We start from the raw sequence: 17440 nt of genomic DNA, 5'->3' as shown, positions 1-17440 counted from the left end.
CCGCGCCGGGCACTACGTCGAATGACGTAGGCGCTTCAACCTTGCCACACGCCGAAGCCCTGCGCGCGCAGGCGGATGCCGAGTTCCACCTCCATCTCCCGCGCGGCCTGGTAGGGCATGGGGTTGTAGCGCGCGTACAGCGCCGGCAGAAGCCGCTCGCCGTACAGCATCACGAAGCGGTTGGCCTGGATGCCGGCCTTGTGCTTGTCGAAGCGGATGTCCGGGTCCAGGCCCGTCATGCCCACGTAGACGAAGGGCTTGCCGAGCTGGTAGTCCGGGTTGGCAGCACGAAAGCGCGCGCTGTTCCACACAGGGTCGGCGAGCTGGACGACGTAGACATGGTGGTGCGGGCGCGGCATGACGACATCATGCCGCGGCCCCGCAGGCTCAGACCAGGTCGGGCGACAGCGGCATCTGCACCGAGCCGTCCAGGAACTTGGTCGGCCCGGCTGCGCTCGGGTTGATGTCGAAGTCGAAGATCTGCGTCGGCAACCACAGCGTGGCGCAGGCGTTGGGCACGTCCACCACGCCGCTGATGTGGCCCTGCACCGGGGCCGTGCCCAGGATGGAGTAGGCCTGGGCGCCCGAGTAGCCGAACTTCTTGAGGTATTCGATGGCGTTCAGGCAGGCCTGGCGGTAGGCCACGTTGACGTCCAGGTAGTACTGCTTGCCGCTTTCGTCCACGCTGATGCCTTCGAAGATCACGTAGTCGTTGTAGGTCGGCACGATGGGGCTGGGCTTGAAGATCGGGTTCTTGATGCCGTACTTGGCCATGCCGTCCTTGATGACGGTGACCTTCATGTGCACCCAGCCGGCCATCTCGATGGCGCCGCAGAAGGTGATCTCGCCGTCGCCCTGGCTGAAGTGCAGGTCGCCGACCGACAGGCCGGCCCCGTCCACGTAGACCGGGAAGAAGATCTTGGAGCCGCGCGACAGATCCTTGATGTCGCAGTTGCCGCCGTGCTCGCGCGGCGGCACGGTGCGCGCACCCGTGGCGGCCGCCTTGGCCTTGGCCTCGCCCGTGAGCTTGCCCATGTGGGCCGTGCCCGCGAAAGGCGGGTTGGCCAGGCCGCTGGTGGCCGGGTCGGAGTCGATCAGCGCCTGCTCGCGCGCATTCCAGGTCTCCAGCATCTTGGGGTCGGGCAGGCAGCCGATCAGGCCCGGGTGGATCAGGCCCGCGTACTTCACGCCCGGCACATGGCGCGAGGTCGTGAACATGCCGTGGAAGTCCCAGATCGACTTCTGCGCCTGCGGGAAGTGCTCGGTCAAAAAGCCGCCGCCGTTCTTCTTGCTGAAGAAGCCGTTGAAGCCCCACAGGCTGTCCTGCTTGGCGCCGATGTCCAGCAGCTCCACCACCAGCAAGTCGCCGGGCTTGGCGCCCTTCACACCGACCGGGCCGCTGAGGTAGTGCACGGTGGTCAGGTCGATGTCGCGCACGTCGTCGGCGCTGTCGTTGTTCTGGATGAAGCCGCCCGTCCAGTCGTAGGTCTCCAGCACGAAGTCGTCGCCCGGATTGACCCAGCAGGCCATGGGGATGTCGGGATGCCAGCGGTTGTGCACGAGCTCGTTGCTCGGCGCGGGCTGGGAGAGGTCGACCTTGATCAGGGTTTCGGGCATCTGGTGGCTCCTGGTTGTGAAAAATCAGACAGAGAGGTAGCGCTTGATGTGCGCGATGTCGGTCTTGTCGCGCGCGGTCTCGTGCACGAGGCGGCCGCCCTCGATCACGAACAGGCGGTCGGCCACGTCCATCGCGAAGGACAGCACCTGCTCGGACACCACGATGGCGATGCCCTTCATGCGCCGGATCTCGTTGAGGGCCTTGGCGATGTCCTTGATGATGGAAGGCTGGATGCCTTCGGTCGGCTCGTCCAGCAGCAGCACCTTGGGGTTGGTGACGAGCGCGCGCGCGATGGCCAACTGCTGCTGCTGGCCGCCCGACAGGTTGCCGCCCTTGCGCTTCTTCATCTCGAAGAGGACCGGGAACAGCGCGTAGATCTCGTCCGGCACGCGCAGGCTGGGGCCGCTCTGCAGGCCGGTCTGGATGTTCTCCTCGACCGTCAATGTCGGAAAGATCATGCGGCCCTGCGGCACGTAAGCGATGCCCTTGGCCACGCGGCGAAAGCTCTCGTCCTTCGACACGTCCTGCCCCGCCACCTGGATGCTGCCGCTCTTGAGCGGCAGGATGCCCATGAGGCTCTTGAACAGGGTGGTCTTGCCCATGCCGTTGCGGCCCATGATGGCCACGGTCTCGTTCGCGTGGGCAGCGAAGCTGATGCCATGCAGCGCCTCGCTCTGACCGTAGGCGGTGTGGATGTCGTTGACGTTCAGAAGGATGTCGCTCATGTCAGTTCTCCACGGCGTTGCGCGGCCTTCACAAGGCTGGGATTCAGGGGATAAAGGCGGGCGGGAGCTCGGGCTGCGGGTGGGGGCGTCCACTGCGTGTCCCCCGGCCTGGCGGCCTCCTCCTTTACCTTCGTGGACGCCCCCACCCACACCCCGAGCAGGCCACCGGCGGCTGCACGTGTCGACGATGAGCCAACGCCGAGCAAGGCGGTGGGGTACCCCATCGCGCAGGTCAAGGAGGAGGCCGCCAGGCCGGGGGACACGGAGCGATGGGGTGCCCCGCCGCCTTGCGCATCACGTGCAACCGCCGTCGCACGACCAAGCTGCCACAGCTTCATCTCAATGCCCCAGGTAGACGTCGATGACCTTGGGATCGGCCTGCACCTTGTCCATCGGCCCTTCGGCGAGGATCTTTCCCTGGTGCATGACGGTGACCTTGTGCGCGATCTGCGCGACGAAGTCCATGTCGTGCTCGATCACGATCACGGCGCGGTTCTGGCTGATGCGCTTCAAAAGCTCGGCCGTCAGCTCGCGCTCGCGCGAACTCATGCCGGCGATGGGCTCGTCCAGCATCAGGAGTTCGGGTTCCTGCATCAGCAGCATGCCGATCTCCAGCCACTGCTTCTGGCCGTGGGACAGCAGGCCGGCCTCGGTTTGCAGCCTGTCCGCCAGGCCGATGTCCTCGGCCACCACCTGCACGCGGGCCTTGACCTGGTCCGTGCACTTGAAGGCCAGCGCGCCCAGCACCGAGCGGCCCGAGGGGTAGGACACTTCCAGGTTCTGGAACACCGAGAGGTTCTCGTAGATCGAGGGAGTCTGGAACTTGCGGCCGATGCCTAAGCGCACGCGCTTGTGCTCGGCCATGCCGGTCAGCTCGGTGTTCTTGAACTTGATGGAGCCGGCGCTGGCCTTGGTCTTGCCGCAGATCAGGTCCAGCAGCGTGGTCTTGCCCGCGCCGTTGGGGCCGATGATCACGCGCAGCTCGTTCCGGTCCACGTACAGGGTCAGGCTGTCGATGGCCTTGAAGCCGTCGAAGGCGACCGTGAGGTCTTCCACGGCCAGGGCGAAGTCGGTGTTGCTCATTGGAAAACCTCCGTGCTGCGCACTGCGGTGCGAGCTTGCTTGGGGCGGCCCGGCGCGGCGCTCATGCATGCGCTCCTTGCGTGTTGGCAGCGGGCGGTGTGGTCTCGACCACGGCGGCGGCTTCTGCACGGCGGCGGGCCAGCAGTTGCTCGTCGTAGGCCTTGTGCGCGGCTCGGCGACTGCGCCACCAGGGCTTGACCTTGTCCTCCCAGACACCGGCCAGTCCCATCGGGAAGGCCATGGTCACGCCGATGAACAATGCGGCCATCAGGAACAGCCACAGGTCCGGAAAGCTTTCGGAGAACAGCGTCTTGCCGGCATTGACCAGCAGCGCGCCGTAGACCGCGCCGACCAGGCTCATGCGCCCGCCCACGGCCGCGAAGATCACCATCTCGATCGAGGGCACGATGCCGACCAGCGTGGGCGACATGAAGCCCACCTGCAGCGTGAACAGTGCACCGCCGATGCCCGACAGCGCCGCCGCCAGGCAGAAGGTGAACACCTTGAAGTTGGACACGTCGTAGCCCGAGAAGCGCACGCGGTCTTCCTTGTCGCGCATGGCCAGCAGCAGCGTGCCCAGCTTGCTGGTCTGGATCCAGCGGCACAGCAGGATGCTGGCGATCAGCAGCGCCACGCAGACGAAGTACAGGATGGTCTTGGCGCTGTCGGTGCGGATGTCCCAGCCCAGCAGGGTCTTGAGGTCGGTCATGCCGTTCACGCCGCCCGTGTAGCCCTGTTGGCCGATGATGAGCACCGTGAGAATCAGCGCCACGGCCTGCGTGATGATGGCGAAGTACACGCCGCCCACGCGGCGCTTGAACATCGCGAAGCTGATCAGCCAGGCCAGCGCCATGGGCACCAGCACCACCAGCAGCAGCGACAGCGGCAGACTCTTGAACGGCAGCCAGAAGGTCGGCAGCTCGGTCAGCTGGTTCCAGTCCATGAAGTCCGGAATGCCGGGCGTGGACTGGATCTTGGTGCTCTCGGGGTCGGAGGCCTCGAGCTTGAGGAACATGGCCATGGCGTAGCCGCCCAGGCCGAAGAACACGCCCTGCCCCAGGCTCAGCACGCCGCCGTAGCCCCACACCATGACCAGGCCCACCGCGACGAAGGCGTAGCAGAGGTACTTGCCGACCAGGTTCAGGCGGAAGATGTCGAGCGACAACGGCAGGACGATGACCAGCAGGATGGTCAGCAGCAGCACGCTGGCCAACTGGTAACGGTGGATCAGTTCTTTCATACGGAACCTCTAGCGGCGGACTTTGGAAGCGAACAGGCCTTGCGGGCGCACCATCAGGATCAGCACGATCAAGGAGAGCGTGAGCACCTTGGCCATCGAGCCGCTCATGAAGAACTCGGTGATGGACTGGGTCTGCGCGATGCCGAAGGCCGAGACCACGGTGCCCAGCAGGCTGGCGGCGCCGCCGAAGGTGACGACCAGGAAGGCGTCGACGATGTAGAGCGAGCCCGAGGTCGGCCCGGTGGAGCCGATGGTGGTGAAGGCCGCGCCGGCCACACCGGCGATGCCGCAGCCGATCGCGAAGGTCAGGCGGTCGGTCTTCTTGGTGTCGATGCCCGTGGCGTTGGCCATGGTGCGGTTGCTGACCGTGGCGCGCACGCGCAGGCCCCAGCGGCTCTTGTTCAGCGCGAGCAGCACGCCGGCGGTGACCACCAGCGTCAGACCCAGCACGAACATGCCGTTGATCGGAATGTCCAGGCCTTCCATGGGCGCCCAGGAGCCCATCAGCCAGTCGGGCAGCGTGGGACTCACTTCCTTGGGCCCGATGAAGCTGCGAAAGCACTGCTGCAGCGCCAGGCTCACGCCCCAGGTGGCCAGCAGCGTGTCCAGCGGCCGGCTGTACAGGTGGCGGATCAGCGCCCATTCCATGAGCCAGCCGAAGAAGAAGGCCACCAGGAAGGCCAGCACGATGGCGACCGGGAAGTAGGCTGCCATCGCGCCGGGCGCGTGGTGCTCGGTGAAGGTGGCGGCCATGTAGACGGTGTAGGCGCCGATGGCCATGAACTCGCCATGCGCCATGTTGATGACCCCCATCTGGCCGAAGATGATGGCCAGGCCCAGCCCCATCAGCAGCAGCACCGCGAACAGGGACAGGCCCGCGAAGCCCTGCATGAGGCCGATGTTGAGCATCTCGGAAATGGTCATGGCACGCTCGCTCTCCACAAGTCAAGAAGCGCCCTCCCCCGACCGCCGGGAGAGGGCCGGGTGGCTTACTGGTAACCCTTGGGGAACGGGTCCGGTGCGATCAGGTTCGACGACTCGGCGACCACCTTGAAGGTGCCGTCCTTCTGGCCCTGGCCGATGCGCGCCTTGCTCCACAGGTGGTGGTTGGCATCGAGCTTGACGTAGCCCTCCGGCGCCGTCTTGAGCTCGATGCCGGGCGAGGCTGCCGTGACCTTGTTCACGTCGAAGCTTCCGGCCTTCTCGACGGCCGCCTTCCAGAGCCAGGGGCCCAGGTAGCCGGCCTGCGTCACGTCGCCGATCACGGCGTCCTTGCCGTACTTGGCCTTGAACGCCTCGACGAACTTCTTGTTGTTCTCGTTCTCGAGCGACTGGAAGTACTTCATCGACGAGTAGAAGCCGGCGAAGTTGTCGCCGCCCACGCCGGTCATCTCGTCCTCGGTCACCGACAGCGTGAGCAGGAACTGCTTGTCGCCCGTGATGCCGGCGGCCTTGAGCTGCTTGTAGAAGGCCACGTTGGAGCCACCCACCACGGCCGCGAAGATGCAGTCGGGCTTGGCCACCTTGATCTTGTTGATCAGCGAGTTGAAGTTGGTGTGGCCCAGCGGGTAGTACTCCTCGCCCTTCACGCTGCCCAGCTTGCCGACCGTCTCGATGTGCTTGCGCGCGATCTTCATCGAGGTGCGTGGCCAGATGTAGTCCGAGCCGACCAGGAAGAAAGTCTTGGCCTTCTTCTCCTTGGCGCCCCAGTCCAGGCCCCAGATGATCTGCTGCGTGGCTTCCTGGCCCGTGTAGATCACGTTCTTGCTCTGCTCCAGGCCTTCGTAGAAGGTGGGGTAGTACAAGAGGCCGTTCTCCTTCTCGAACACCGGCAGCACGGCCTTGCGCGAGGCGCTGGTCCAGCACCCGAAGACACAGGCGGCCTTGTCGTTGACGAGCAGCTTGCGGCTCTTCTCGGCGAAGGTCGGCCAGTCGGAGGCGCCGTCTTCCTTGATGACCTTGATCTTGCGGCCCAGGATGCCGCCCATGGCGTTGATCTGGTCGATGGCCAGCTGCTCGGCCTGGATCGAGCCGGTCTCCGAGATGGCCATGGTGCCGGTGGCCGAGTGCAGCTGGCCGACCGTCACCTCGGTGTCAGTGATGGCCAGGCCCGTGGTGTTGACCTTGGCGGTGGGGAACTGCTGCGCCAGCGCGGCGGCCGACAGGCCGGCGAAGGGCGACATGGCGGCCATCTGCAGCATGCGCCGGCGCAGCAGGGACTCGGGACGGGAATCAGCGGACATGGGCACTCCTTTGTGTTGAACCGTTCGCGGCACCGAACTTGGTGTGCTGCGGTGCAACAGAAGGTATCCGCGACCCTGCGCAGGCCGAATACGTCATTCAACGTAGTGCGCGGCACACCACAGGCGAGAACACTGGTGGCCCGATCCCATTTCAGACAGGAGCCATGCGATGCGCCACGGCGACATTTCCAGCAGCAAGGACGGCGTGGGCGTCGCCGTCGTCAACTACAAGATGCCGCGCCTGCACACCAAGGCCGAGGTGCTGGCCAACGCGCGAAAGATCGCCGACATGGTGGTCGGCATGAAGCAGGGGCTGCCGGGCATGGACCTGGTGGTGTTCCCGGAGTACTCGACGCACGGCATCATGTACGACGCCAAAGAGATGTACGAGACCGCCGCCACCGTGCCCGGCGAGGAGACGGCCATCTTTGCCGAGGCCTGCCGCAAGGCCAAGGTCTGGGGCGTGTTCTCGCTGACCGGCGAGCGCCACGAGGAGCACCCGCACAAAGCGCCCTACAACACGCTGATCCTCATGAACGATGCGGGCGAGATCGTGCAGAAGTACCGCAAGATCATGCCCTGGGTGCCCGTGGAGGGCTGGTACCCGGGCGACTGCACCTACGTCAGCGAGGGTCCCAAGGGCCTGAAGATCAGCCTCATCATCTGCGACGACGGCAACTACCCCGAGATCTGGCGCGACTGCGCGATGAAGGGCGCCGAACTCATCGTGCGCTGCCAGGGCTACATGTACCCGGCCAAGGAGCAGCAGGTGCTGGTGGCCAAGGCCATGGCGTTCATGAACAACTGCTACGTGGCCGTGGCCAACGCCACCGGCTTCGACGGCGTGTACTCGTACTTCGGCCATTCCGCGCTGATCGGCTTCGACGGCCGCACGCTGGGCGAATGCGGCGAGGAGGAGATGGGCATCAACTACGCCGAACTCTCCATGCACCTGATCCGCGACGCACGCAAGAACGGCCAGTCGCAGAACCACCTGTACAAGCTGCTGCACCGCGGCTACACGGGCAAGATCAATTCGGGCGAGGACATGCACGGCGTGGCGGCCTGCCCCTATGGCTTCTACGCCGACTGGATCAAGGACCCCGAGGGCACGCGCAAGAAAGTCGAGGCCATCACGCGCAGCACGCCGGGCACGCCGGAATGCCCGATCGAGGGCATTCCGAACCAGTTGCCCCAGCACCGGTGAGCGCCGTTCTGCAGGCACCGGCCGATCCGCTGGCACAGTGGCGGATCGCGCACGAGCCCTACTACCGTCCGGTCGGTGATGAGGTCGCGCAGTTCCGGGACGCCTGCGCCCTGCGCCTGCCCCTGCTGCTCAAGGGCCCGCCCGGCTGCGGCAAGACGCGCTTCGTCGAGCACATGGCCTGGACGCTGGGCCTGCCGCTGGTCACCGTGGCCTGCCACGAGGACATGGCGGCCGGCGACCTGCTGGGCCGCTGGCTGATCGACGCCGACGGCACGCGCTGGCAGGACGGACCGCTCACGCTGGCCGCGCGCCACGGCGCGCTGTGCTACCTGGACGAGCTGATCGAGGCGCGGCCCGATGCGCTCACCGTGCTGCACCCGCTGGCCGACACGCGGCGCGTGCTGCCGCTGGAGCGCAACGGCGAACTGCTGGTGGCACACCCGCGTTTCCAGCTGGTGGTCTCCTACAACCCCCAGGCCGGGCGCGACCTGCGGCCGGCCACGCGCCAGCGTTTCGTGGCCATGGCCTTCGATCCGCCCCCGGTGGCGGCCCAGGTGGCCATCGTGGTGCACGAGTCCGGCCTGGCGGTGGAGCAGGCGATGCGGCTGGTGGGCCTGGCCGAGCGCACACGCGCGCTGGACGAAGGCGCGGACCAGGCCATCTCCATGCGCATGCTGGTGCGCGCGGCCCAGCTGATCGCCGGCGGTATGCCCGCCCGCGTGGCCTGCGAGCTGGCGCTGGTGCAGGCCTGGTCGGATCAACCCGAGCGCGTGCAGGCGCTGCGCGCGCTGGCAGACGCGCTGTATCCGTGACGCCGGCGGCCGCGCAGCTGCTGCTGCCCCCTGCCGGTGCGCCTGGATTGCAGCAGGCGGCCGTCGCCCATGCGGCGGCGCATCTGCTGCATTCACGCACCGGCCAGGATGCGCGCGGGCGCAAACCCTTGGCGCTCGCCGTGCTGTCCGCGGTGGAGGACGCGCGCGTGGAGCGCCTGCTCGTCGCGCAGTGGCCAGGCGCGCGCCGCTGGTTCGCCCCCTTCCTGCCCGCGCAGGCGGAGCCGGGGCTGGGCTTCGCTGCGCTGATGGCTCGACTCGACCGCGTGCTGGCAGATCCGGCAGCCCACGACGGGCACCACTGGGTCCAGCGCGCACGGCAAGGGTTCTGGGGGCTGCCGGCCGATGCGCCGCCTGCCGACTTCGCCCAGTTCGCGCTGCTGCTGGCCAACATGCTGGGGCAGATGCGCGTGCCCTTCGACACCCGGTACCGGCCCGGCCCGGCCTACCGTGACGACCACAGCTACCTGTGGGACCACGGCCGCAGCGCCGAAGACGACCCGTTGCCAGCCGACGCCGGTGCAGCGGCACCCGCGGCTGGCAGCCAGCCCGGCGCCGAAGTCGCCATGCTGCGGGAGCGGCACTACGGCGAATGGCACGCGCAGCTCGGCCTGTGGCGCACGGCCTGGTGCCGTGTGCAGGAGCGCTCGCTGGCCCGCCCGGCCGCCGGACCACGGCCCCGCCCCCGCCCCCGCCCCCGCCACTTGCCACCCGAAGCCGAGGGCGAGACGCTGGACGTGCAGGCCGCTGTGGCCGCGCTGGCGGACCGGCGCCGCAACCGCGCCTGGGACCCGCGCATGTTCCGCCGCACGGTGCCGCCGGTACGCGCCAGCGTATTGCTGCTGCTGGACCTGTCGCGGTCGACGCTGGCCCCCTGGTGCGGCGGGCCGCTGACCGTGCAGGCCGCGCAGCAGCAGGCGGCGCTGTCGTTGGCGCGCCGGCTGGCGTCTCTGGGTGCTCGCGTGGCCGTGCACGGCTTCGCTTCCAACGGCCGCGCCGCGGTGGCCTACTGGCGCGCGGTGGAGTTCGGCGCACCCTGCGATGCGGCCACCCTTGCCGCGCTGCCCGTGCGCCACTCCACGCGCCTGGGTGCCGCGCTGCGCCACGCTCAGGCGCTGCTCGCCGAGGAGGACAGCCCGCGCCGCGGCCTGGTGCTGCTCAGCGACGGGCAGCCCTGGGACATCGACGTGTTCGAGGCCGGGCATCTGCTGCACGATGCGCGCCGGGCCGTCGACGCCCTGCGGGCGACCGGCGTGCAGGCGCATTGCATCACCGGCGTTGCCGCTGGCCTGGCCGAACTGCAGCCGGTGTTCGGGGCAGCCTGCCTGCACCTGCTCGACGCTGCTGCACCGATGGCGCTGTGCCTGTCGGGCGCATCCCGGGCCCTTCTCGGCCGTTGAAGGACGCGGCCCTCCCGCACGCCCGGAGGCGCCGCGCGGCTGCTCGGCGCCAGGGCCCGATCTCGTCTGAACTCGCCCACCACCGGTGCCTTTTGGTTTACAACCGGATACCAAGGAGGCAAGCATGGACGAACAGCAGTTGCTGGGGCACCTGCGCAACGCCATCGCAGCTGGGGAAATCTGGCCGGCCCTGCAGCCGCAGGTCGACCTGCAGACGCGCCAGATCACCGGCTTCGAGGTGCTGGCACGCTGGAGTTCGCCCACGCTGGGGTCGGTCTCTCCGATGCGCTTCATCCCCGTGGCCGAGCAGGCGGGCCTGCTGGACGGCTTGATCCTGCACCTGGTCCGCCAGGCCTGCGCGCAGGTCAGGACCTGGCCGGGCGACTTCCATCTCGCGTTCAACCTGGCACCGACGCAGTTCCTGGACCTCGGCATCGTCGACCATGTCAGCGCGGCCGCCGCCGCGAGCGGCTTTGCGCTGCAACGCCTGTGCATCGAGATCACCGAGAGCTCGCTGTTCCACAGCAACTCGACCGCGCAGCGCGCCATCGCGCTGTTCAAGCAGGCCGGCATGCGGCTGGCACTGGACGATTTCGGCACCGGCCATTCCAGCCTGACGCGGCTACAGGCCCTGCCCTTCGACGAGATCAAGATCGATGCCAGCTTCGTGCGCGGCCTGGAGACCGACCCCAACAGCCTGAAGATCGTGACCGCCGTGCTGGGCCTGGGCCAGAGCCTGGGCGTGCACGTGGTGGCCGAGGGCATCGAGAACGAACGGCAGGCCGCCATCCTGGCCCGCATGGGCTGCGAGCTCGGCCAGGGCTACCTGTGGGGCGCGCCGCAGGCCGCACCACAGGCGCAGCAGGTGCTCGCGCGGCAAGGCAGCTTCTCCAGACGGGACCGTCCGCTGGACACCTCGCCATTCCAGCGCTTCCACCAGCTCGAATCGCTGTACCAGGCCGCGCCCGTGGGCCTGGGCTTCCTCGACGCGCAGCTGCGCGTCGTCAGCGCCAACGCGCGCATCGGCGAGATGCTGGGGCTGGACGTGGCGCAGGCGATGGGGCGCACGGCCGACCAGCTGCAGGGCGGCCGGCGCCACGCGGATTTCATCGCGCTGCTGCGGCGCGTGCTGCAGGGCGAACCGCTCGCGCCCGTCGAGTACCGCCGCCGCGACGCCGGCACCACCAGCCTCATCGCGCTGCAGCAGGTGCGCAGCGTGTCTGGGCAGGTCCTGGGGGTCTCGGTGTTCGCCATCGACATCTCCGAGCGCGTGGCTGCCGAGCGCACGCTGCAGGACACCATCGAACACTACCGCCAGGTGATCGCGCTGGCCCCCAACGTGGCCTGGGCTGCCGGCCCCGACGGCAGCATCGACTACATGGGCCAGACCTGGGAATGGTCACCCATGAGCACCAGCGCCGAACGCCACGCCCGCTGGCGCGAGCGCATGGACCCGGCAGACCAGTTGCGCGTGCGCGCCGAGTGGCTGGCCCATTTGCCGAGCAAGCAGCCGTTCGAGACCGTGTTCGGCATCCTGTGGCCCGATGGCACGCACAAGTGGGTGCGCAGCCGGGCGCGTCCGCAGTTCGACGCGCAGGGAGAGGTCACGCGCTGGTATGGACTGATCACCGACATCACGGTCGAACATGAACTGCGCCAGCGCGTGCAGGCGCTGGAGGCCCAGCTCGCACGGTCGGGCTGAATCCGGCCCCGGTACGTTTTTTGCGTCGGGCACCGCCCTGATGCATGACACGCACACCGCAGCCCCCGCCCAGAAGATCTTCCGCATCCGCCGGGAGTACAACACCTGGGTCGCCGACGAGACCATGGAGGACTTCTCGCTGCGCTTCACGCCGCGCGCGCGCCGCCACTGGTCGGAGTTCCGCGTCGCCAACACGGCGCTGGGCGCCGTCTCCTTCCTTGCGCTGGAGGCCATCGGCGCGGCCATGGCGCTGAACTACGGCTTTGCCAACGCGCTGTGGGCGATCCTGCTGGTCGGCGCCATCACCTTCCTCACCGCGCTGCCGATCAGCTACTACGCGGCGCGCTACGCGGTCGACATGGACTTGCTCACGCGCGGCGCGGGCTTCGGCTACCTGGGCTCGACCATCACCTCGCTGATCTACGCGAGCTTCACCTTCATCTTCTTCGCGCTGGAGGCCGCCATCATGGCCTCGGCGCTGCAGCTGTACTTCACCGAGTGGTCGATCACGGCCTGCTACCTGCTGTCTTCGCTGGTGGTGATCCCGCTCGTGGCCTATGGCATCACCTTCATCAGCCGGCTGCAGTCGTGGACCCAGCCGCTCTGGCTGGCGCTGCTGGTGCTGCCCTTCATCGCCATCCTGGTCAAGAACCCGGGCGTGTTCGCGCAGCTGCCGGGCCTGTCGGGTTTCAGCTCGGGCGAGAGCGACTTCTCCTGGCTGATGTTCGGCGCGGCCGCCACCATGGCCTTCGCGCTCGTGGTGCAGGTCGGCGAGCAGGTGGACTTCCTGCGCTTTCTGCCCGAGCAGACCGCAGCCAACCGGCTGCGCTGGTGGGCCGCCGTGCTGGCCGCTGGGCCGGGCTGGATCGTGCCCGGCATGCTGAAGATGATGGGCGGCATGCTGCTGGCCTACCTGGTGCTGCAGATCCAGCTGCCGCTGGACAAGGCGCTGGACCCGACGCAGATGTACTTGGCGGCCTTCGGCCTGCTGTTCGCGGATCCGGCCTGGGCCGTGGCCATCACGGTGGTCTTCGTGGTGCTCTCGCAGATCAAGATCAACGTGACCAATGCCTACGCCGGCTCGCTGGCCTGGTCGAACTTCTTCGCGCGGCTCACGCACAGCCACCCGGGCCGCGTGGTCTGGCTGGTGTTCAACGTGCTGATCGCCATCCTGCTGCTCACGCTGGGCGTGTTCCGCGCCCTGGAGGAGGTGCTGGGCCTGTACGCCAACATCGCCATCGCCTGGGTCGGCGCGCTGGTGGCCGACCTGGTCGTCAACAAGCCGCTGGGCCTGTCGCCCAAGGGCATCGAGTTCCAGCGCGGCCACCTGTATGACATCAACCCGGTCGGCGTGGGCGCCACGCTGCTGGCCGGCGCCCTGGGCGTGGCCAGCTACGCGGGCGCGCTGGGGCCGGCCGCGCGCGCGTTCTCGCCGCTGCTGGCGCTGGGCACGGCGCTGGTGGCCGCGCCGCTGATCGCCTGGGCCACGCGCGGACGCTGGTACATCGCGCGGCCGCGCACGCCGCTGTGGCGGCCCGGCGAAAGCGTGGCCTGCTCGGTCTGCGAGAACCGCTTCGAGTCCGAGGACATGTCCTTCTGCCCGGCCTACGGCGCGGCGATCTGCTCGCTGTGCTGTACGCTGGAGTCGCGCTGCCACGACCGCTGCAAGAGCCGCGCGAAAGCGTCCGAGCAGACGCAGGACCTGCTGCGCACGCTGCTGCCCGGCGCGATGGCGCAGCGGCTGAACTTCCGGCTCACACACTACCTCGTGGTGCTGGTTTCCCTTGTGCTGCTGCTGTCCACCGTGATGGGCCTGGTCTACTACCAGGACGTGGTGGCTGCCGGCCTGGACGAACACGCGCGCGCCAGCATGCGCGCAGGCTTCCAGAAGGTCTACACGCTGGCGCTGCTGCTGCTGGCCGTAGGCGCCTGGTGGATCGTGCTGGGTGTGGAGAGCCGCGAGGTCGCCCAGGACGAATCCAACCACCAGAACCAGCTGCTGCTGGCCGAGATCGAGGCGCACAAGCGCACCGACGCGGCGCTGCAGAAGGCCAAGGAAGTGGCCGAGGCCGCCAACCTGGCCAAGACGCGCTTCGTGACCGGCATGAGCCACGAGTTCCGCACGCCGCTCAACAGCATCCTGGGCTACTCGCAGGTGCTGCTGCGCAGCGCCGCCAGCGAGGCCGTGCGCGGTCCGGTGGCCACGATCCAGCGCAGCGGACAGCACCTCTCGAGCCTCATCGATGGCATGCTGGACCTGGCCCGCATCGAGGCCGGCCGCATGCGCATCGAGACCGCCGCCATCTCGCTGCGCGACTTCCTCGACGATCTCGTGCGCATGGTGGAGCCGCAGGCCCATGCCAAAGGCCTGGATTTCCGCCTGGAGCTGCCGGCCCGGGCATTGCCCGCCTACGTGCAGGCCGACGCCAAGCGGCTGCGCCAGATCCTGCTCAACCTGCTCAGCAATGCGATCAAGTTCACGGCCGAGGGCAGCGTGGTGCTGCGCGTCTCGCACCGCATGGAGGTGGCGCGCTTCGAGGTCGAGGACACCGGCCTGGGCATCGCGCCGCACGACATCGAGCGCATCTTCCTGCCATTCGAGCGCAGCAGCTCGGGCCGCATCGCGCACGAGCCCGGCACCGGTCTGGGCCTGGCCATCACGCGGCTGCTGACCGACCTCATGGGCGGCGAACTCTCGGTGGACAGCGCCGTGGGCCGGGGCAGCTGCTTCAGGCTCAGGCTGTACATGCGCGAACTGACTGCCATCGACCAGCACCGGGTGGAGAACCACCGCCGCGTGATCGGCTACCAGGGCGCGCGGCGCCGGCTGCTGCTCGTGGACGACCAGCCCGAGCAGCGGCAGCTGCTGGCCGCGATCCTGATCCCGCTGGGCTTCGCCACGCTGGAGGCCGCCAGTGGCCCGGAGTGCCTGCAGGCCGTCGCCGCGCATGCGCCCGACATGGTGCTGCTGGACGTGAACATGGGCGACATGGACGGCTGGGCCACCTGCCGCGCGCTGCGCCAGGCCGGCCATGCGGCGCTGCCCGTGGTGATGGTCTCGGCCAACGTGTTCCACGCGCCCGAGCAGCTGGACGGCAGCGGCTGCAACGGCTTCGTGACCAAGCCGGTGGCCGAGTCCGAATTGCTGGGGCAGCTGGAGCGGCTGCTGCAGCTGGAGTGGCTGCACGAAACACCGCCCGCGCCGGCACCGCAGGAGACCGCGCCGCCGCTGGCCCATACGCTGTCCAACGAGGCCACGGCCGAGCTGATCTGGCTCGCCCGCATCGGCGACCTGGGCTCCCTCAAGCGCGGCATTGCCCGCATGGCCGCGGCCGACACCGCCACGCAGCGCGAATGCGACTACCTGCGCCAGCTGGTCGATCGGGTCGATCTGGAAAGTCTTCTGAGATGGTTGCAACGGGAATGACGGCCGCGGCGCCCAAGCTGGTCGTGCAGGTGGTGGACGACGCACCGGACGCACTGGGCTTTCTCGTCGACGCGCTGGAGGCGGCCGGCTACGGCGTGCTCGTGGCACGCAGCGGCGAGGCCGCACTGCAGAGCCTGGATTGGGTGATCCCGGACGCCATCCTGCTGGACGCGCTGATGCCGGGCCTGGACGGCTTCGAGACCTGCCGGCGCATCAAGGCCCTGCCCGAGCGCGCCCATGTGCCTGTGATCTTCATGACGGCGCTGTCCGAGACCGCCCACATCGTGGCCGGCTTCGAGGCCGGCGGCGTGGACTACGTGGTCAAGCCCGTCAAGATCGACGAAGTGCTCGCGCGGCTCGCCACCCACCTGCGCAATGCGCGTGTCTCGCGGCTCGCACGCGAGGCGGTCGACCTGGGCGGCCTGGGCGTGCTGCTGCTGGACCACCAGGACCGGCTGGCCTGGCGCTCGCCACGCGCGGCCGAGTGGCTGCGCCGCTTCTCGGACCGGCCGGCCGAGCAATGGCCGGCCTGGCTCGCGCCGTTCGTGGCGCCGCTGCGCACGGCCGGCGGCGGCTCGGCCCTGCTGGCCACGGCGGGCGGCGAGGAGCTGCGGCTGCAGTGGATCGGTGCCAGCGGCATGGGCGAGGCCATGGCGCTGCTGCAGGTGCGGCCGCAAGCGGCCTCGCGGCTGCGCGAGGCCGATCTCACGCCGCGCGAGATCGAGGTGCTGTCCTGGCTGGCCAAGGGCAAGACCAACCGCGACATCGGCGACATCCTGGGCCTGTCGCCACGCACGGTGAACAAGCACCTGGAACATGCCTATGCCAAGCTGGGCGTGGAGACGCGGGCTTCGGCCGCTGCCCTGGTGACGCGCGAAGGCGTGCTGCCCGACGGCTGAAACGGGCATTGGCCGCGCCGCGCGCGGCCGGTGCGAAGATGGCCCGCATGCAAGCCCTGGCCGCCCTGCAGTCCCATCCCTGGGCCTACCCTGCCCTCGAAGTGGTGCACATCGCCGGCATCGCGCTGCTGCTGGGCAACCTCGTGGCGCTGGAGGTGCGCGTGTTCGGCGGCGCCGCCGCGCTGCCGGTGCCCGCGCTGGCGCGGCTGTCGCTCACGCTGGCGCTGGCCGGGTTCGCGCTGGCCGCGGCCAGCGGCCTGCTGATGTTCGCCAGCCAGCCCGGCGAGCTGCTGGCCAAGCGCAGCTTCCTGCTCAAGATGGCGCTGCTGGCGCTGGCCGGCTGCAACGCGGCCTGGTTCCACGGCCGCGGCGCGCTGGCCCGGCTCGACCGGCTGGCCCGGCTGCAGATGCTGGTGTCCAGCGGGCTGTGGCTGGCCGCGATCGTCTGCGGCCGCTGGATCGCCTACGAATGACCCACCACCACGAAGGAGCGATGCCATGAACCTGTACCTCACGCGCCGCCGGCTGGTCGCACTGGCCGGCCTGGCCGTCCCGCTCGCGCTGCAACGCGCCCATGCCCACCACGGCTGGAGCAGCTTCGACCAGGACCGGCCGATCTACCTGGAAGGCCAGGTTCTCGAGAGCCGCTGGCGCAATCCGCATGCCGAACTCGTGGTCGAGACGCCCGCCACGCTGGCGCTACCGGCCGACCTGAAGCAGCGCACGCTGCCGGCCCAGAGCGCCGGCGTCGATGGCCCCGCGCTGCTGGCCAAGACCGTGCTGCCGACCCGCCAGGACCGTCGTTGGGAACTCGAGCTGGCGCCGCTCACGCGCATGCGCGCCTGGCAGGCCGAGGAGATCCGTGCGGGCGACCGCGTGGCGGCCGTGGGCTTCACGTTCAAGGGGGAACAGGGCGATGCCGTGATGCGGGTGGAATACCTGTTCGTGGGCGGCAAGACCTATGGACTGCGCTCCAGCCCTGCGTGAAGAAACACGGCATGCTGTCACTGCACTGAATACAAAACATTTGCTTGACAACAATCCATACAATCGGAGGCGTTTCACA

The 17440-nt window shown here is 68.6% G+C and carries 15 protein-coding genes; 8 read left to right on the top strand and 7 right to left on the bottom strand.

All coding sequences use genetic code 11. The features are described from left to right. Positions 1 to 35 precede the first annotated feature (35 nt). From IE209_RS10910 to urtA, 7 genes are all read right to left on the bottom strand, one after another. Complete coding sequence (locus IE209_RS10910; protein ID WP_189686986.1) at positions 36 to 359, bottom strand: hypothetical protein; 324 nt, start codon at positions 357 to 359, stop codon at positions 36 to 38. A gap of 28 nt (positions 360 to 387) precedes the next feature. Further along, positions 388 to 1617 (bottom strand): formamidase, encoded by a 1230-nt coding sequence (gene fmdA / locus IE209_RS10905; protein WP_189686985.1) that lies wholly within the window; start codon positions 1615 to 1617, stop codon positions 388 to 390. Positions 1618 to 1641: 24 nt separating this feature from the next. Beyond that, entirely contained in the window at positions 1642 to 2343 is a 702-nt protein-coding gene (gene urtE / locus IE209_RS10900) for an urea ABC transporter ATP-binding subunit UrtE (RefSeq protein WP_189686984.1), read from the bottom strand. Between the two features lie 339 nt (positions 2344 to 2682). Beyond that, complete coding sequence (gene urtD, locus IE209_RS10895; RefSeq protein ID WP_189686983.1) at positions 2683 to 3426, bottom strand: urea ABC transporter ATP-binding protein UrtD; 744 nt, start codon at positions 3424 to 3426, stop codon at positions 2683 to 2685. Positions 3427 to 3487: 61 nt separating this feature from the next. Continuing rightward, positions 3488 to 4666 (bottom strand): urea ABC transporter permease subunit UrtC, encoded by a 1179-nt coding sequence (urtC, locus tag IE209_RS10890; protein ID WP_189686982.1) that lies wholly within the window; start codon positions 4664 to 4666, stop codon positions 3488 to 3490. 9 nt (positions 4667 to 4675) lie between these two features. After that, positions 4676 to 5590: an urea ABC transporter permease subunit UrtB gene (urtB, locus tag IE209_RS10885; RefSeq protein ID WP_189686981.1), complete on the bottom strand. Its 915-nt coding sequence runs from the start codon at positions 5588 to 5590 to the stop codon at positions 4676 to 4678. Positions 5591 to 5655: 65 nt separating this feature from the next. Then, entirely contained in the window at positions 5656 to 6909 is a 1254-nt protein-coding gene (gene urtA, locus IE209_RS10880) for an urea ABC transporter substrate-binding protein (protein WP_189686980.1), read from the bottom strand. A 169-nt stretch (positions 6910 to 7078) separates the two neighbouring features. On the opposite strand from urtA, the gene IE209_RS10875 reads away from it, so the two are divergent. From IE209_RS10875 to IE209_RS10840, 8 genes are all read left to right on the top strand, one after another. Beyond that, the gene (locus tag IE209_RS10875) at positions 7079 to 8116 is read left to right on the top strand and encodes an aliphatic amidase (RefSeq protein WP_189686979.1); all 1038 of its coding nucleotides are present in this window, start codon (positions 7079 to 7081) and stop codon (positions 8114 to 8116) included. Then, positions 8071 to 8928, top strand: a complete 858-nt coding sequence (locus IE209_RS10870; RefSeq protein WP_189686978.1) for a CbbQ/NirQ/NorQ/GpvN family protein — start codon at positions 8071 to 8073, stop codon at positions 8926 to 8928. Before IE209_RS10875 ends, IE209_RS10870 begins: the two co-directional genes overlap by 46 nt. After that, positions 8925 to 10346, top strand: coding sequence for a vWA domain-containing protein (locus tag IE209_RS10865; RefSeq protein WP_189686977.1), 1422 nt, complete (start codon positions 8925 to 8927; stop codon positions 10344 to 10346). The genes IE209_RS10870 and IE209_RS10865 overlap by 4 nt, the downstream gene beginning before the upstream one ends. A 124-nt stretch (positions 10347 to 10470) precedes the next feature. Then, entirely contained in the window at positions 10471 to 12048 is a 1578-nt protein-coding gene (locus tag IE209_RS10860) for a sensor domain-containing phosphodiesterase (protein ID WP_189686976.1), read from the top strand. A gap of 40 nt (positions 12049 to 12088) precedes the next feature. Then, positions 12089 to 15475, top strand: a complete 3387-nt coding sequence (locus IE209_RS10855; RefSeq protein WP_189686975.1) for an ATP-binding protein — start codon at positions 12089 to 12091, stop codon at positions 15473 to 15475. Further along, positions 15457 to 16374: a response regulator transcription factor gene (locus IE209_RS10850; protein ID WP_229882802.1), complete on the top strand. Its 918-nt coding sequence runs from the start codon at positions 15457 to 15459 to the stop codon at positions 16372 to 16374. Before IE209_RS10855 ends, IE209_RS10850 begins: the two co-directional genes overlap by 19 nt. Positions 16375 to 16421: 47 nt before the next feature. Next, positions 16422 to 16847, top strand: coding sequence for a hypothetical protein (locus tag IE209_RS10845; RefSeq protein ID WP_189686974.1), 426 nt, complete (start codon positions 16422 to 16424; stop codon positions 16845 to 16847). 25 nt (positions 16848 to 16872) lie between these two features. Beyond that, complete coding sequence (locus IE209_RS10840; RefSeq protein WP_189686973.1) at positions 16873 to 17361, top strand: DUF6152 family protein; 489 nt, start codon at positions 16873 to 16875, stop codon at positions 17359 to 17361. The last annotated feature ends 79 nt before the right edge of the window (positions 17362 to 17440 follow it).

This window comes from Pseudorhodoferax aquiterrae, from assembly GCF_014652235.1.
Lineage (GTDB): Bacteria > Pseudomonadota > Gammaproteobacteria > Burkholderiales > Burkholderiaceae_C > Pseudorhodoferax > Pseudorhodoferax aquiterrae.
Note: the sequence above shows the minus strand (reverse complement) of the source record. Positions and strands in the feature narration are given on the sequence as shown.

Bases quoted from the DNA above. Each gene is read 5' to 3' on its own strand.
- IE209_RS10910 (WP_189686986.1), bottom strand. From the start codon at position 359: ATGCCGCGCCCGCACCACCATGTCTACGTCGTCCAGCTCGCCGACCCT.
- fmdA (WP_189686985.1), bottom strand. From the start codon at position 1,617: ATGCCCGAAACCCTGATCAAGGTCGACCTCTCCCAGCCCGCGCCGAGC.
- urtE (WP_189686984.1), bottom strand. From the start codon at position 2,343: ATGAGCGACATCCTTCTGAACGTCAACGACATCCACACCGCCTACGGT.
- urtD (WP_189686983.1), bottom strand. From the start codon at position 3,426: ATGAGCAACACCGACTTCGCCCTGGCCGTGGAAGACCTCACGGTCGCC.
- urtC (WP_189686982.1), bottom strand. From the start codon at position 4,666: ATGAAAGAACTGATCCACCGTTACCAGTTGGCCAGCGTGCTGCTGCTG.
- urtB (WP_189686981.1), bottom strand. From the start codon at position 5,590: ATGACCATTTCCGAGATGCTCAACATCGGCCTCATGCAGGGCTTCGCG.
- urtA (WP_189686980.1), bottom strand. From the start codon at position 6,909: ATGTCCGCTGATTCCCGTCCCGAGTCCCTGCTGCGCCGGCGCATGCTG.
- IE209_RS10875 (WP_189686979.1), top strand. From the start codon at position 7,079: ATGCGCCACGGCGACATTTCCAGCAGCAAGGACGGCGTGGGCGTCGCC.
- IE209_RS10870 (WP_189686978.1), top strand. From the start codon at position 8,071: ATGCCCGATCGAGGGCATTCCGAACCAGTTGCCCCAGCACCGGTGAGC.
- IE209_RS10860 (WP_189686976.1), top strand. From the start codon at position 10,471: ATGGACGAACAGCAGTTGCTGGGGCACCTGCGCAACGCCATCGCAGCT.
- IE209_RS10855 (WP_189686975.1), top strand. From the start codon at position 12,089: ATGCATGACACGCACACCGCAGCCCCCGCCCAGAAGATCTTCCGCATC.
- IE209_RS10850 (WP_229882802.1), top strand. From the start codon at position 15,457: ATGGTTGCAACGGGAATGACGGCCGCGGCGCCCAAGCTGGTCGTGCAG.
- IE209_RS10845 (WP_189686974.1), top strand. From the start codon at position 16,422: ATGCAAGCCCTGGCCGCCCTGCAGTCCCATCCCTGGGCCTACCCTGCC.
- IE209_RS10840 (WP_189686973.1), top strand. From the start codon at position 16,873: ATGAACCTGTACCTCACGCGCCGCCGGCTGGTCGCACTGGCCGGCCTG.